Source organism: Agrobacterium sp. El2ro-1b (assembly GCF_048298475.1).
Taxonomy (GTDB): domain Bacteria; phylum Pseudomonadota; class Alphaproteobacteria; order Rhizobiales; family Rhizobiaceae; genus Agrobacterium; species Agrobacterium fabrum.
In genome coordinates this window covers 38188-52871 of record NZ_CP103458.1, presented here as the reverse complement: position 1 = coordinate 52871, position 14684 = coordinate 38188, and the positions used below count along the sequence as shown (strand labels likewise).

Here is a 14684-nt window from a genome sequence, read left to right as displayed (position 1 = left end):
CGGCAACCTTGCCGGTCAATCGCACCGGCTCAAGCAATATGGGAAGCCGAACCACGATGCGCAAGACGAAACGCGGGCAAAGGCAGGAGGGAGGAATGAGGCTTGACAAGTGAGCACCCGTCGCTCGAAAAAAGCGCTCATCTCAACGGCGGGCAAGACATGGCAGAACGCAGAAAAATCATCATCGACACCGATCCGGGCCAGGACGACGCGGCGGCAATCATGCTCGCCTTTGGAAGCCCTGAGGAAATCGACATTCTCGGACTGTGCGCCGTTGCCGGCAACGTTCCGCTGAAGCTGACCAGCCGCAACATCCGCATCATCTGCGAATTGTGCGGCCGCACCGATATTCCCGTCTATGAGGGCGCGGAGAAGCCGCTGGTGCGCAAGCCCATCACCGCCGAGCATGTTCACGGCAGCACCGGCCTTAACGGCCCGGTTCTCGATGAGCCGACCATGGAGGCGCAAAAGCAGCATGCGGTCGATTTCATCATCGAAACGCTGATGCGGGAACCCGCTGGCACCGTAACGCTCTGCACGCTTGGCGCGCTGACCAATGTTGCGCTGGCTCTCCTCAAGGCGCCGGAAATTGCCGATCGCGTCAAGGAACTGGTGATGATGGGCGGCGGCTTCTTCGAAGGCGGCAACATCACGCCGGCGGCGGAATTCAACATCTATGTCGACCCGCAGGCCGCCGACATCGTTTTCCGTTCCGGCATGCCTGTCGTCATGATGCCGCTTGATGTCACCCACAAGCTGCTGACCACCAAGGCGCGCGTCAATCGCATTCGTGACATCGGCACGCGCCCTGCCATCGCCATGGCGGAAATGCTGGAATTCTTCGAGCGTTTCGACATCGAGAAATACGGTTCGGATGGCGGCCCGCTGCATGATCCGAGCGTCATTGCCTATCTCCTCAAGCCCGAGCTGTTCGAGGGCCGCGAGTGCAATGTCGAAATCGAGGTCATTTCCGAACTGACCATGGGCATGACTGTCGTTGACTGGTGGCGGGTGACTGACCGTCCCGCCAATGCCCGCGTGATGCGCAATGTGGATGCCGACGGCTTCTTCGAATTGCTGACCGAACGTTTCGCCCGGCTCTGATCCGGACAGGAACAAAAAAGGGCCGCTAGGAAAACCAGCGGCCCTTTTGTTTTCAGCGGGAATGGTGGATCAGAATTCCGTCCAGTCATCCTGCGCCAGCGCGTTTGCACCGCTGGTTCTCGGACGGGCGCGAGGAGCCGCAGCCTGCGCCCTGGCCGGAGCGGCGGGGGCGCGCATTGTCGCTGCCGTCGCGCGCAATTGCTGGCTGGAATGGCCGCCGGAGACCGCGAAACCGGCAACGAGCGATTTCAGGGTTTCGGCTTCGCTGTTCAGCGTCACGCTGGCCGCCGTGGTTTCCTCCACCATCGCCGCATTCTGCTGGGTGACCTGATCCATCTGGGTCACGGCGGAGTTGATTTCCTTCAGACCCACCGCCTGCTCGCTGGCCGAAGCCGAAATCTGCCGTATCAGCTGGTTGATCTGCAGAACCTGATCGGCGATCTTTTTCATCGTCTCACCGGCCTTGCCGACCAGCTGGACACCCTCGCCCACCTGCGTCGCCGACGTGTTTATCAGGCCCTTGATTTCCTTGGCGGCAGTGGCGGAGCGTTGCGCGAGTTCACGCACTTCCTGTGCAACGACCGCAAAGCCCTTGCCTGCATCGCCTGCGCGGGCCGCTTCAACACCGGCATTCAGCGCCAGCAGATTGGTCTGGAAGGCGATCTCGTCGATCACCCCGATGATACGGGAGATTTCCGCCGAGGATTGCGCGATGCCCTGCATGGAGTTCACGGCCTGCTGCACGACCTCGCCTGACTTGCCGGCGTCATCGCAGGCATGGCTGACGGCACCGGCCGCCTCTGCGGCGTTTTCCGCGCTGGAGTTGACCTGTGCGGTCAACTCGTTGAGGGCCGCGGCGGTTTCCTCCAGGCTTGCAGCCTGCTGTTCCGTGCGATGCGAGAGATCGCTGGCGGCGCGGGTGATCTCGCCGGTACCATTGCCGATGCTGACGACGGTGGCGTTGACGGTGGACACCGTTTCCTCGAGGCTTTCGAGCGCCGAGTTGAAATCAGCGCGCAGCTTTGCGTATTCGCCGGGGAATTCATCCTCGATGCGGTAGGTCAGATTGCCTTGCGAAAGCGCATTGAGGCCGGCACCAAGCGCGCCGACAATGTGCTGCTGCATGCGGCTGTTCTCGCTACGCTCAAACTCCGATCGCTGGCGTTCCGTCTCCGCATGGCCCCGCTGGGCGGCGGCTTCAGCTTCCATCTCGCGGATGCCGGCAAGCTTTGCGCGGAAACCTTCGAGAGCAGTTGCCACGGCTCCAGTTTCGTCCTGACGTTCCTGACCGGACACCGTCACATCGTAGCGACCCTCACTGAGCGTCCTGACATCGGCGACAAGGGACGCGAGCGGATTGCGAACGAAATAGCGAACCGCAAAATAAAGCGCGGCAATAACGGCGGCGAGAATGACGATCGCACCGATGATCATCATAAAGGTCTGCTCCTGTACCGGAGCATTCAACGCCTGATGGGGGATATCCACCAGAACGACCCACGTCGCGTTGAGGCCTGGAACGGCGAAGGGATAAACTAGACGGTTATAAGGCGCGTCGGTGTCGAGGCCGAGATTTTCGATGAGGCCCTGTTTGCCGGAGGTGATGGCAGCCTGAACGGTGCTTGCGCCTTCTCCGTCGTAAGCCTTCATATTCTGCTCGGGTGTCGGCGGCACCAGCCACTGCCCGCCCTGGGAAACGAGCGTCACGCGGCCGGTTTCAAAAGGATGCAGGGCTTGCAGTTTCTGGGTGAGCGAGGCGAGCGAAATATCGACACCTGCGACGCCGATCATCTTGCCATCCGACATGACGGGATAGGCGAGCGAAGTCATGGTGGTGGGCACTTCCGTGCCCTGGGCGAGGTAAGGCTGGGTGATGGCTCCCTTGCCGGATTTGGAGGCCAGCGCGTACCATTCGGCCGCATAGTCGTTGTCGAAGGTCGAAAACTGGATGTCGCCCTTCTGGGTCTTTGACCAATAAGGGGCAAAAGCACCGCTTTTGTTGGTGCCGAGATCGAGCCGGTTGGCGATCTCCGTCGACTGGCCGTCAAAAAGGCCGAGCTGCTCGCAGAACCAGCTGCCGAAGGCGAACGTATTCTGCTCGACATTCGCTTTGAGGATATTGACGATACCGGGCCGGTCCATCGACTTAGCCTGATGCGCACGGCCGATGACACCGGCCATTGAGCGCGCCGCGCTGCCGAGTTCGCCGACATCGGCGGCAATGACGTTGGCGATGGCGCGCGCCTCGGTATTGGCCTGATCCATGGTCAGGGCATGGACACGTTCACTGGTCTGGGAAATGAGGAAGGAATTCGATGCGATAAGAACCGTGGTGATGGCGCAGCCGGTCACGAGGATGAGCTTCGTCGCAAGCGACTTCACTTTGAAATTGAACATCTTGGCCCCAATGGAAATTGTCAACCCGAAAGAGCTGACGTCAACGGATGACAATCTCCGTCATGGAGGCCCGTCCGCATGGGACAGTGCGCTGCAGCGCGACGACGCAAAATTAGAATATGATTGCTAATTAAGCCCTAATATTACTTCGCCGCGCCAAGAATAATCAGTGCTCGTAGTATTCGGAGATAATCTTCCAGGCATCATCCGCCGTCTCGGCAAAGTGCAGCAAATCCATATCCTCGGGAGCGATGGTGCCAAAATTCGCCAGGAACTCGAAGTTGACGACGGATCGCCAGAAGTTTTCACCAAAAAGAATGAGGGGAATAGGTGCCATGCGCTTGGTCTGGATCAGCGTCAGTGCCTCAAAAAGCTCATCCAGCGTACCAAAGCCACCGGGGAAAACCACGACGGCCTTCGCCCGCATCAGGAAATGCATTTTCCGGATGGCGAAATAGTGGAAATTGAAGCTCAGTTCCGGCGTGACATAGGGGTTGGGCGCCTGCTCGTGCGGCAGAACGATATTGAGGCCGATCGACGGGCCTCCGGCATCCATGGCGCCTCGGTTACCCGCCTCCATGACGCCGGGACCGCCGCCGGTGACCACGACATATTCCAGGTGATCGGATTTCGCGCCGTAGTCGGTGCAAAGGCGGGCGAACTTTCGCGCTTCATCGTAATAAACTGAGGATTGCTCGAGATTGCGCTTCTGCGTTTCATTGCGAGCCGCCCAGGCCTCTCCGCCCGGTTCGGGAATGCGGGCGCCGCCGAACATCACGACGGTGGAATTGATCCCGCGCTCGGTAAGCGCCATTTCCGTCTTCAGAAGTTCCAGCTGCAGCCTGATCGGACGCAATTCCTCACGGCAGAGAAAGTCCGTATCCACATAGGCCAGCCGATAGGACGGGGAATCCGACTGCGGCGTTTTGACGACGACCTCGGCCTGCTGCTTGTCCACAGCACTGCGCTTCAACGGGTCCCATGCCCCGTCCTTGCGCCGCAATTTGCCATTTTTCAGTCGTGTCATTTCCATGCCTTTCGTGTGACGCGCCAAATCACCCAAATCACATTGACGCCTTTCCAACACTCCCTTAGATCAAATGGCCAAAGCCTTCCAGCGGCGCGGGACCTTCCGTGACCAGACCACACGCGACATTCAAGGAATTTTCCATGAGCCCTACGGATCTCACCTCCCTCGAAACCATCATCGAAACAGCCTTCGACAACCGTGACGGTGTGAACGTATCGACGAAGGGCGAGGTTCGCGACGCGGTGAACACATCTCTTCAACTTCTCGACAGCGGCAAGGTTCGCGTCGCCGAGAAGCAGGCGGACGGGAACTGGAAGGTGAATCAATGGCTGAAAAAGGCCGTGCTTCTATCCTTCCGGCTGAACGACATGGAAATCGTCACCGGTGGCCCCGGTGAATCGACCTGGTGGGACAAGGTGCCATCGAAGTTCGAGAACTGGGGTGAAAACCAGTTTCGCGCCGCCGGCTTCCGCGCCGTGCCGAACGCCGTCGTGCGCCGCTCGGCTTACGTGGCCAAGAACGTCGTTCTGATGCCTTCCTTCGTCAATCTCGGTGCCTATGTCGATGAAGGCACGATGGTCGACACCTGGGCAACCGTTGGCTCCTGCGCACAGATCGGCAAGAACGTGCATCTCTCCGGCGGTGTCGGCATCGGCGGCGTTCTGGAGCCGCTGCAGGCCGGCCCGACGATCATCGAGGATAATTGCTTCATCGGCGCCCGTTCGGAAGTCGTCGAAGGCTGCATCGTGCGCGAAGGCGCAGTTCTCGGCATGGGCGTCTTCATCGGCAAGTCGACCAAGATTGTCGACCGCGCCACCGGCGAGATCACCTATGGCGAAGTGCCGCCCTATTCCGTCGTTGTTGCCGGCACCATGCCGGGCAAGCCTTTCCCGAACGGTGAACCAGGCCCGAGCCTTTATTGCGCCGTCATCGTCAAGCGCGTCGATGAAAAGACCCGCTCCAAGACCGGCATCAACGAGCTTCTGCGCGACTGATAAAAGCTGATACCATGACCACGACCGATCCCGTTGCCAATCTCGCCGCCCTCATCCGTTGCCCCTCGGTAACGCCTGCGGAAGGCGGCGCGCTTTCCCTGCTCGACACCCTGCTTTCACCGCTCGGTTTTGCGGTGGAGCGTGTGATGGCGACAGAGGACGGCACGCCTGATGTGGAGAACCTCTACGCCCGGCTCGGCACCGAAGGTCCGCATCTGATGTTTGCGGGCCATACGGATGTCGTTCCCGTTGGTGATGAGGCCGCATGGAGCCATCCGCCCTTTTCGGCTGATATCGCCGGTGGCGAAATGTACGGTCGCGGCGCGGTGGACATGAAGGGCGGCATCGCCTGTTTCGTCGCCGCCATCGCCCGCCATATCGAAAAACACGGCAAGCCACAGGGCTCCGTCTCCTTCCTGATCACCGGTGATGAGGAAGGCCCGTCGATCAACGGCACCTCCAAGCTACTGGAATGGGCTGCCGCCAGGGGCGAGACCTGGGACGCCTGTGTCGTGGGCGAGCCTACCAATCCCGACCAGCTGGGTGACATGATCAAGATCGGCCGCCGGGGATCGCTCTCGGGCCGGATCACCGTCCATGGCGTTCAGGGCCACGCCGCCTATCCGCATCTGGCCGACAACCCCATTCGTGGTCTGCTGCAGCTCACCCATGCGCTGATGCATCCGGCCTTCGACCACGGCACGGATGATTTCCAGCCATCCAATCTGGAAGTGACGACCGTCGACACCGGCAATGCCGCGACCAACGTCATTCCGGCGCGGGCGACGGCGGCCTTCAACATTCGTTTCAACGATAGCTGGACGGCAGAGAGCCTGCGGGCGGAGATCATCCGCCGCCTCGATGCAGCGGCGACCGAAGGCGAGCTTCGCCCCGACCGGGCTCCGGTCAAATATGAGATCGTCTGGGCGGACCGTCCGAGCCACGTCTTCCTGACCCGCAACAATGCGCTCATCTCGTCGCTGTCAGGTGCGGTTGAAGCCGTAACCGGCAAGGAGCCGAAGCTTTCGACCACCGGCGGCACCTCGGACGCGCGCTTCATCAAAGATTATTGCCCTGTCGTGGAATTCGGTCTCGTCGGGCAGACCATGCACATGGTCGATGAGCGCGTTGCAGTTGCTGATCTCGAGACGCTGACGCGCATTTACGAGACCTTCATCGAACGCTGGTTCGCCCATGCCGACGGCAAGTGAAATAAGGCTCTATCTGACAGGCCTGTGGCTGCTGCTGCTCGGCGACCATAATGGCGCGCGGTATCTGGATCTGAGCGAGCGCGGCATGTGGCGATCCTTCTATTCGGCGCTGTGGTGCCTGCCGGCCATGCTGGTTTCCTGGCTTTGGCTGCGCGCCGCCTTTCTGGCCAGCGATCCACCTGGAGCCGAAACCGGCTTCCTCTTCTTCTTTCGCCTGGCCATGGTCGAGGCCATCTGCTGGATCGTGCCGCTGCTGTTGATCGGCATGCTGCTCTACGCCTTTGGCGCCCGGGAAAAATTCGCGCCGCTCGTCACCACCGTGAACTGGCTGTCGTTGCCCTTTTCTTATGCCTATGCGGTCCTGATCCTGATCGCATTCTTTGTCCCGCCTCTGCAGGGGCTGATCGCCATTCTGTGGCTGGCACTGCTTCTGTCGCTGGTCTTCGCCTTTTCGCGGATCGTCAGATTTTTCATCCGCGACCAGTCGCTGCTCGTCTCGGCAGTGGTGATGACGCTGCTGGTGCCCGCCATGTTGCTGTCAGAGGCATTGCAGCGTTTTCTCGGCGTCTATCCCGCCTGAGAGCGGCGAGGCCTTCGGTCAGTCCGTGTCTTCCGTCATTGCGACTTCAGGGCAGCGGCGCGGCGGAATGACATCGGGATAATCGACCTGCATGAAATAAAGGCCGTCCGGTGGTGCCACGGGGCCGCAGGCCTTGCGATCCCGCACCTCCAGTGCGGCGCGCACATCGTCCGGTGTCATCGTGCCTTCGCCGGCCATTTTCAGCGTCCCGGCAAAAGAACGGATCTGGTTGTGGAGAAAACTCTGCGCGGTGGCGCGTATCTCGATGAGATCGCCGTTGCGCGTCACGTCCAGCCGGTCGAGCGTTCGAACCGGGCTGTTCGCCTGACAATGGACAGAACGGAAGGTGGTAAAATCATGCCGGCCGACGAGCATCTGGGCGGCCTCATGCATGCGCTCATGGTCCATATCCTTCGATACCCACCATGCCCGCTTGTGCTCCAGCGCCAGCCGGGATTTGCGACAAATGATGCGGTAGAGATAATGGCGGCGCAGCGCTGAAAAACGCGCGTCGAAATCCTCGGTCACCGCGGCGGCATCGAGCACGGCCACGGCCTCACCCGCCATGGCCAGGTGCGCGTTCAAGGCGTTGCGGAGTTTGTACGGTTCCCAGTCCCGGGAAAGATCGACATGGGCGACCTGTCCCACGGCATGCACACCGGAATCGGTGCGGCCTGCACCGCGAATGGAAACGCTCTCCCCGGTCAGCGACCGGACGGCAGCCTCCAGCGCGCCCTGAACGGAGGGACCGTTTTCCTGTCTCTGCCAGCCGTAATAGGGCGTGCCGTCATATTCGACGGTCATGCGGAACCGTGGCATCAGCCGAGCCTCGTTGTGGCTGGAACCGGCGTACCACGCACGAAATCGGCCGCCGACATCGGCTTGCCGCCCGCCTTCTGCAAGCGTGTGAGCCGCACGGCATCGCTGCCGCAGGCAATGGTGAGCGCGTCATCGAGAGCGCTGCCCGCTTCGCCCATGCCGCTGGCCAGTTCCGAAGCCAGCACCTTGACGCGCTCTGGCTTGCCGCCGATATCCATCTCCAGCCATGCGCCGGGAAACGGCGAAAGACCACGGATGTGGTTATGAACATCCTGTGCGGGCCTTGAAAAATCGATACGGGTCTCACCCTTGTCGATCTTGGCGGCGTAGAGCACTCCCTCTTCCGCCTGCGTGACGAGCGGCAGGTCGCCTGCCTCCAGCCTGTCCATCGCCTGTCGCATCAGCCGCGCACCTGCCAGCATCAAGCTGTCGTGCAATTCTCCAGCCGTCATATTCTCGTCGATCGCGACCTTCGCGGTAAGCGCGACGGGGCCGGTATCGAGCCCCTTTTCCATTTTCATGACCATCATGCCGGTTTCGGCATCGCCGGCCATGATCGCCCGCTGGATGGGGGCTGCACCGCGCCAGCGCGGCAGCAGCGAGGCGTGACCATTGTAACAGCCAAGACGCGTGCCGGAGAGGATCGCTTCAGGCAACAGCAGACCGTAAGCCACGACGACTGCCACATCGGCATTGAAATCCCGGAACTGCTGGCGGTCTTCCTCGGCCTTGAAATTCACGGGCGTCAGTACGGGAAGCCCGAGCAATTCGGCTGCCTGATGAACCGGCGACTTCTGCAGATCGAGACCACGGCGGCCGCCGGGACGCGGCGGCTGGGTGTAGACGGCAACGATTTCGTGGCCCGCCTCCACCAATGCACGCAATGTGGGAACGGAAAAATCCGGCGTACCCATAAAAATGATGCGAAGAGACATCGTCGCCCCCTGCCCTGTCGTCCATTCCGGCCCGAAGAGGACGGATCAGATCTTTGCGCGGGCCGCTTTCGTGAATTTCTTGATGACCATGTCGCGCTTCAGCCGCGAAATATGGTCGATGAAGAGAACGCCGTTAAGGTGGTCGATCTCATGCTGCAAACAAGTCGCGAGCAGACCATCCGCCTCGACCGTCTGCTGCTTGCCGTCACGGCCGACATAACGCACCGTGAGCGACGCGGGACGCTCCACCTCGGCATAATAATCGGGAATGGAGAGGCAGCCTTCCTCGTACGCCGAGATATCGTCCGACACTTTGAGGATTTCCGGATTGATGAAGACGACCGGGTTTTTTTCTTCGCCTTCGCGTGCCACGTCGATCACCAGCATGCGGCGCGGCACGCCGATCTGAATAGCGGCGAGGCCGATACCGGGCGCATCATACATGGTTTCGAGCATGTCGTCGGCAAGGCGCAGCACCTCGGCGTCCACCTGTTCGATGAGCTTCGATTGCTGGCGCAGCACGGGATCGGGCAAAATGATAAGCGGTTTGATGGTCATGGCTTCCCATAACGTATCTCTCGCGCGGAGGAAATAAAAAACACGAAGGAGAAAACCGCCTCCTGCATCGACCCTGCCCGACTCATTTCCGCCGCAGAAGTGTTCTTGTTTTGATCTTCCGAATCACTGGAAATCTGCTAGATTTAATCATGAACATAGATTTCTCCGTTCTCCTTAATCCCGCGCTGCGGGCCGGCTCCGTCGATATCAGCTTCGGCGCGCTTCTTGTGGCCTTGGTTTTCGGCCTGACCATCACATGGCTGGTCACGACAAACCGCGCAAGAAAAGCGGGAGCCGACGGTGAAATCTCCGATCTCCTGAAAACACAGTCCGAATTGCACGGGCGGATCGCGGCCATGGCGGAAACGCTTGGCACGCGCCAGAGCGAGATGAGCCAGACGCTGAACCAGCGCCTTGACGGCATGTCGCAGCGCCTTGGTGAAACGTTGACGGAGCAGACCCGGTCGACCCATGAGAATCTGAGCCGCCTGCAGGAGCGTCTGGCGGTGATCGATGCCGCGCAGGGCAATATTCAGGATCTCGCGAAGGATGTCGTCGGGCTGCAGGCGATCCTTTCCAACAAGCAGACACGCGGCGCTTTCGGACAGGCGCGCATGGAAACGCTGATCGCCGACGCGCTTCCCGCCGGGGCCTTCCAGCTTCAGCCGACTCTTTCCAACGGCTACCGGCCCGACTGCATCATCAAGATGCCGAACAATGCCCCGGCACTGGTCATCGATGCCAAGTTTCCGCTGGAGGCGTGGAACGCGATCAAGGCGGATGAGACGCCGGAAACCAAACGCGCCGCCGTGCAGCAGTTCCGCCGCGATATGGAAGTGCATATTCGCGACGTGGCCGAGAAATATCTCATTCGCGGCGAAACGCAGGATACCGCCTTCATCTTCGTGCCCTCCGAATCGATCTTTGCCGACATCCATCAGCATTTCGAATATCTCGTGCAGCGCGCCCACCGCGCCCGCGTCGTCATCGTCTCACCATCGCTGCTGATGCTGTCGGTGCAGGTCATCCAGTCTGTTTTGAAAGACCAGCGCATGCGCGAACAGGCGCATCTCATCCAGGGCGAAGTGGCGCTGCTCATGGACGATGTGCGACGGCTGGACGACAGGACGCGCAAGCTGCAGGCCCATTTCGGGCTGGCGCAGAAGGATGTCGACATGATGCTGATCTCCTCCGACAAGGTGCTGGCGCGCGGCCAGAAGATCGAAGGTCTTGATTTTTCCCCGACGGAAAAAGAGGCTTCGCATGGAGAAATCGAGCAGGCCCGTCGCTTTGCGGAAAACCGGGCCGGCGCGGCCAAATTGCGGGTAGTTGACGACGAGTGATCGTCTCGGGCAAAGTCGCCGCCTTGCTCAAATTTCATACGGACCCAGCGCCCCATGATTACTGTTTTCGGCTCCATCAACATGGACCTCGTCGCTACCGCCAAACGCCTGCCCAAGCCCGGTGAAACCGTGACCGGAGACACCTTCTCCACGGCCGCCGGCGGCAAGGGAGCCAATCAGGCGCTGGCCGCACGGCGTGCGGGTGTCACGGTGAAGATGGCCGGCGCTACGGGTGATGATACCTTTGCCGCGCCGGCGCTGACCTTGCTGCGCGACGCGGGCACCGATCTGTCATTGGTGAAAACCGCGCCCGGCCCGACGGGAACGGCCGTGATCCTCATCGGTGAAGGCGGAGAGAACATGATCTCGGTCATTCCCGCCGCCAATGGCGAAGTCTCCGCATCCGACGCGACAAAGGTTGTAGGCGAGATGGACGCAGGCGATATTCTCATGCTGCAGTTCGAAATACCGGCTGCAGCCATCGAAGCGGCGCTGACCGCTGCAAAGGCAAAGCGCATCACCACCGTCATCAATACCGCACCGCTGACTGCAGACGGTCCGCGCCTTGCCGGCCTTGCCGATATCGTCATCGCCAACGAAACCGAGTTTGAGTTGCTGATCGGCAAGAACGGCCTCTCCAGTGCCGAACGAGAGAGCGAACTCAAGGCCCTTCACGACAGGACCGGCCAGACTTTGATCGTCACGCTTGGTGCAGATGGCGTGATCGCCATGCGCAATGGCAAGGTTTTCAGGGCGTCCGGCCTGAAGATCGAGCCGGTCGATACGGTCGGTGCGGGCGATACCTTCTGTGGTTATCTTGCCGCCAGCCTTGATCAGGGAATGGATTTCGAAAAGGCGCTGAAGCGCGCCGCCGTTGCAGGTTCACTCGCCTGCACGCGCGCCGGCGCTCAGCCTTCCATTCCGCAGGCGGTGGAAGTGGATGCGGCGCTCTGAGGGATCAGGCTGCCGGCGCATTTTCCAGACGTAAACCCGCTACGCAGTTTTACTGGAAATGCTTTAGCGACGGATGAAGGTGAGATAGGCCGAGCTGCGGCCTTCTCGTTTCGCCTTGTTCTCGTAACGCGTGCCCGGCCAGTTGGCATAGGGCGTGCGCCAATCGTCAGCGCTTGTTGCCGTCCATTCAAAACCGCCATGGCGGGCACAATGCTGCAGTGTCCAGTTGACGTAAGTATCGATATCCGACGCAAAGCAGAACTTGCCGCCGGGTTTCAACACACGATGGAAACGGGCGAGGTTGACGTCGGAAACGAAGCGGCGCTTCCAGTGCTTCTTCTTCGGCCACGGATCGGGATAAAGCAGATCGATGTGATCGATCGACCCCTCGGGCAGCCAGTCGAGCAGCTGCGTCGCATCATCGTCGTAAAGGCGGATATTCATCAGCTCGCGTTCGCGGACCGTGGCGAGCAGCTTGGCCATGGAATTAACGAAGGGCTCGACGCCGATGAAACCCGTCTCGGGATTTTCGACCGCGCGGTGGGCGAGATGCTCGCCGCCGCCGAAACCGATCTCCAGGCGGATCGACCGTACATCCGCCGGAAAGAGAGCGACAAGATTTTGCGGGGGCACGCTTTCCAGATCGATTTTCAGCAGCGGCAGCAGATTCTCGATCGTATCGACCTGCTGATTGCGCAGGGGCTTGCCCTTGCGTCTGCCAAAAAACGCTTCCGTTGCGCGCGAACGCCGTTCTTCCGTCATCTCATACTCTCAACAACAAATAGACTTAACCCGCACAGCGCCACTTGAGGCACTGTGCGGGTTACAAAAGTTGGTGACGGTATCTCTCAATCGCCGTCAAATGACAAGGGTTAGGCGCTCAAAGCTTCCTTGAGCGGCTTCACCAGATCGAGCTTCTCCCAGGAGAAGGAGCCGTCACGACCAGCCTTGCGGCCAAAGTGACCGTAGGAAGACGTCTTGGCGTAGATCGGCTTGTTGAGATCGAGATGACGGCGGATACCCGACGGTGACAGGTCCATGACCTTACGGATGGCGGCCTCGACCTGATCTTCGCTGACCTTGCCCGTCCCGTGCAGATCGACATAGATCGACAGCGGCTGGGCGACACCGATCGCATAGGAAATCTGGATCGTGCAGCGCTCGGCAAGGCCGGCAGCCACGACGTTCTTGGCGAGGTAACGGGCGGCATAAGCGGCGGAACGGTCGACCTTGGTCGTGTCCTTGCCGGAGAATGCGCCACCGCCATGGGGGGCAGCACCGCCATAGGTGTCGACGATGATCTTGCGGCCGGTCAGACCGGCATCGCCATCGGGACCACCGATGACAAACTTGCCTGTCGGGTTGATATACCACTGGCAATCGTCAGCGATCTTCAACTCGCCCAGAGCCTCGCGAATATAGGGCTCGACGACCTGACGGACCTTCTTCGAGTCCCAGCTGGCATCGAGGTGCTGCGTGGACAGGACGATGGATACGGCTTCCGAAGCCTTGCCGTCGACGTAACGAACCGTCACCTGGCTCTTGGCATCGGGGCCGAGCTTTGCCGCTTCGCCTTCGCCGCTCTTGCGGGCGGTGGCAAGCAGCTGCAGGATGCGGTGGGAATAATAGATCGGCGCCGGCATCAGGTCCGGCGTCTCCTTGCAGGCGTAACCGAACATGATGCCCTGGTCGCCGGCACCTTCGTCGCCCTGCTTGTCGGAGGCGTTATCCACGCCCTGCGCAATATCTGCCGACTGCGGATGCAGCAGAACGTCGATCTTGGCGGTCTTCCAGTGGAAACCGTCCTGTTCGTAGCCGATGTCACGGATCGCCTTGCGGGCGGCGGACTTGAACTTTGAAGGGTTGATGACCGGGTGGCCGGCGGCGTCCTTGACGACCTTGCCGTCCTTGTCCTTCTTCAGAAGCGTGTCGGGAACCCGAACCTCACCGGCGATAACCACGCGGTTGGTCGTCGCAAGCGTCTCGCATGCGATGCGCACAGTCCAGGGGTCAACGCCCGTCTTGGCCGCTTCACGGTAAATAAGATCCACGATTTCATCGGAAATACGATCACAAACCTTGTCCGGATGACCCTCGGCCACGGACTCGCTGGTGAACAGGTAATTGGCACGCATGCGGGATTCCCCTCAAAGAATGGTCTTGGAGTTTGTTAGTCATTTCGGCCGCGAAAAACAAGGACACAACCACATAAATATATCTTTATGTGAGAATTCCTTTCTGATCGGACACAAAAAAACGGTCCTTGCGGACCGTTGAGTGCCCGGCATCCCGTGCCGGAAATTTTGCGCTGCGCAGGCTGCTTACTCGGCGTCGCCTTCGGCGGCGAGCGCCTTGACGAGATCGACCAGGCGGCGACGAACCTTCGGGTCGGCGATCTTCACGAACGCACGGTTCAGCTGCAAACCTTCAGCCGAGGACAGAAAGTCGACCACATAATTGGAGCTTGAGGCTTCGGCCATGCCGGACGTGCCGCCGACCTGATCACCGGGCGCATCCTCGAAGAAAAAGGAAACGGGAACATTGAGGATCCCGGAAATATTCTGGAGGCGACTGGCGCCAACGCGGTTCGTGCCTTTTTCATATTTCTGGATTTGCTGAAAGGTAATTCCGAGACTTTCCCCCAGCTTCTCCTGGCTCATTCCGAGCATGGTTCTACGAAGGCGAATTCGGCTTCCGACATGAATGTCGATGGGGTTAGGCTTTTTCTTATTCTCGGTCATCATGCGGTCCTGACACT

Annotated in this window: 14 protein-coding genes; 6 read left to right on the top strand and 8 right to left on the bottom strand. The window is 60.2% G+C overall.

Annotated elements, in window-relative coordinates; all coding sequences use genetic code 11:
- Positions 1–159 precede the first annotated feature (159 nt).
- Entirely contained in the window at positions 160–1104 is a 945-nt protein-coding gene (locus NYR50_RS00250; RefSeq protein ID WP_010970851.1) for a nucleoside hydrolase, read from the top strand.
- A gap of 69 nt (positions 1105–1173) precedes the next feature.
- Here the strand turns inward: NYR50_RS00250 and NYR50_RS00245 are convergent, their stop codons facing one another.
- Together NYR50_RS00245 and NYR50_RS00240 are read right to left on the bottom strand one after the other, a co-directional pair.
- Positions 1174–3501: a methyl-accepting chemotaxis protein gene (locus NYR50_RS00245; protein ID WP_174006873.1), complete on the bottom strand. Its 2328-nt coding sequence runs from the start codon at positions 3499–3501 to the stop codon at positions 1174–1176.
- A 166-nt stretch (positions 3502–3667) separates the two neighbouring features.
- Entirely contained in the window at positions 3668–4534 is an 867-nt protein-coding gene (locus NYR50_RS00240) for a TIGR00730 family Rossman fold protein (RefSeq protein ID WP_418136413.1), read from the bottom strand.
- 137 nt (positions 4535–4671) lie between these two features.
- On the opposite strand from NYR50_RS00240, the gene dapD reads away from it, so the two are divergent.
- The 3 genes from dapD to NYR50_RS00225 are packed head-to-tail and all read left to right on the top strand — an operon-like array spanning position 4672 to position 7317.
- On the top strand, positions 4672–5526 hold the full coding sequence (gene dapD, locus NYR50_RS00235; RefSeq protein WP_418136412.1) for a 2,3,4,5-tetrahydropyridine-2,6-dicarboxylate N-succinyltransferase: 855 nt from the start codon (positions 4672–4674) through the stop codon (positions 5524–5526).
- 14 nt (positions 5527–5540) lie between these two features.
- On the top strand, positions 5541–6737 hold the full coding sequence (gene dapE / locus NYR50_RS00230; protein ID WP_418136411.1) for a succinyl-diaminopimelate desuccinylase: 1197 nt from the start codon (positions 5541–5543) through the stop codon (positions 6735–6737).
- A complete protein-coding gene (locus NYR50_RS00225; RefSeq protein WP_418136410.1) occupies positions 6721–7317 on the top strand; it encodes a hypothetical protein in 597 nt (198 codons plus the stop codon). Before dapE ends, NYR50_RS00225 begins: the two co-directional genes overlap by 17 nt.
- An 18-nt stretch (positions 7318–7335) precedes the next feature.
- Here the strand turns inward: NYR50_RS00225 and truA are convergent, their stop codons facing one another.
- Genes truA through def form a run of 3 tightly spaced genes read right to left on the bottom strand, consistent with a single transcriptional unit; the run spans position 7336 to position 9629 of the window.
- Positions 7336–8136: a tRNA pseudouridine(38-40) synthase TruA gene (gene truA, locus NYR50_RS00220; RefSeq protein WP_418136409.1), complete on the bottom strand. Its 801-nt coding sequence runs from the start codon at positions 8134–8136 to the stop codon at positions 7336–7338.
- Entirely contained in the window at positions 8136–9071 is a 936-nt protein-coding gene (gene fmt, locus NYR50_RS00215) for a methionyl-tRNA formyltransferase (protein WP_080810925.1), read from the bottom strand. The genes truA and fmt overlap by 1 nt, the downstream gene beginning before the upstream one ends.
- Before the next feature lie 45 nt (positions 9072–9116).
- Positions 9117–9629, bottom strand: a complete 513-nt coding sequence (def, locus tag NYR50_RS00210; RefSeq protein ID WP_418136408.1) for a peptide deformylase — start codon at positions 9627–9629, stop codon at positions 9117–9119.
- A 149-nt stretch (positions 9630–9778) separates the two neighbouring features.
- On the opposite strand from def, the gene NYR50_RS00205 reads away from it, so the two are divergent.
- Together NYR50_RS00205 and NYR50_RS00200 are read left to right on the top strand one after the other, a co-directional pair.
- Positions 9779–10972: a DNA recombination protein RmuC gene (locus NYR50_RS00205; RefSeq protein ID WP_418136407.1), complete on the top strand. Its 1194-nt coding sequence runs from the start codon at positions 9779–9781 to the stop codon at positions 10970–10972.
- A gap of 54 nt (positions 10973–11026) precedes the next feature.
- Positions 11027–11926, top strand: a complete 900-nt coding sequence (locus NYR50_RS00200) for a ribokinase (RefSeq protein WP_418136406.1) — start codon at positions 11027–11029, stop codon at positions 11924–11926.
- A 63-nt stretch (positions 11927–11989) separates the two neighbouring features.
- Here the strand turns inward: NYR50_RS00200 and trmB are convergent, their stop codons facing one another.
- The 3 genes from trmB to NYR50_RS00185 all read right to left on the bottom strand — a co-directional run bounded on the left by trmB (position 11990) and on the right by NYR50_RS00185 (position 14667).
- Entirely contained in the window at positions 11990–12688 is a 699-nt protein-coding gene (gene trmB / locus NYR50_RS00195; RefSeq protein WP_006310208.1) for a tRNA (guanosine(46)-N7)-methyltransferase TrmB, read from the bottom strand.
- A 110-nt stretch (positions 12689–12798) separates the two neighbouring features.
- The gene (gene metK, locus NYR50_RS00190) at positions 12799–14061 is read right to left on the bottom strand and encodes a methionine adenosyltransferase (RefSeq protein WP_306018205.1); all 1263 of its coding nucleotides are present in this window, start codon (positions 14059–14061) and stop codon (positions 12799–12801) included.
- A 186-nt stretch (positions 14062–14247) separates the two neighbouring features.
- The gene (locus NYR50_RS00185) at positions 14248–14667 is read right to left on the bottom strand and encodes a helix-turn-helix domain-containing protein (RefSeq protein WP_010970843.1); all 420 of its coding nucleotides are present in this window, start codon (positions 14665–14667) and stop codon (positions 14248–14250) included.
- Between the last annotated feature and the right edge of the window lie 17 nt (positions 14668–14684).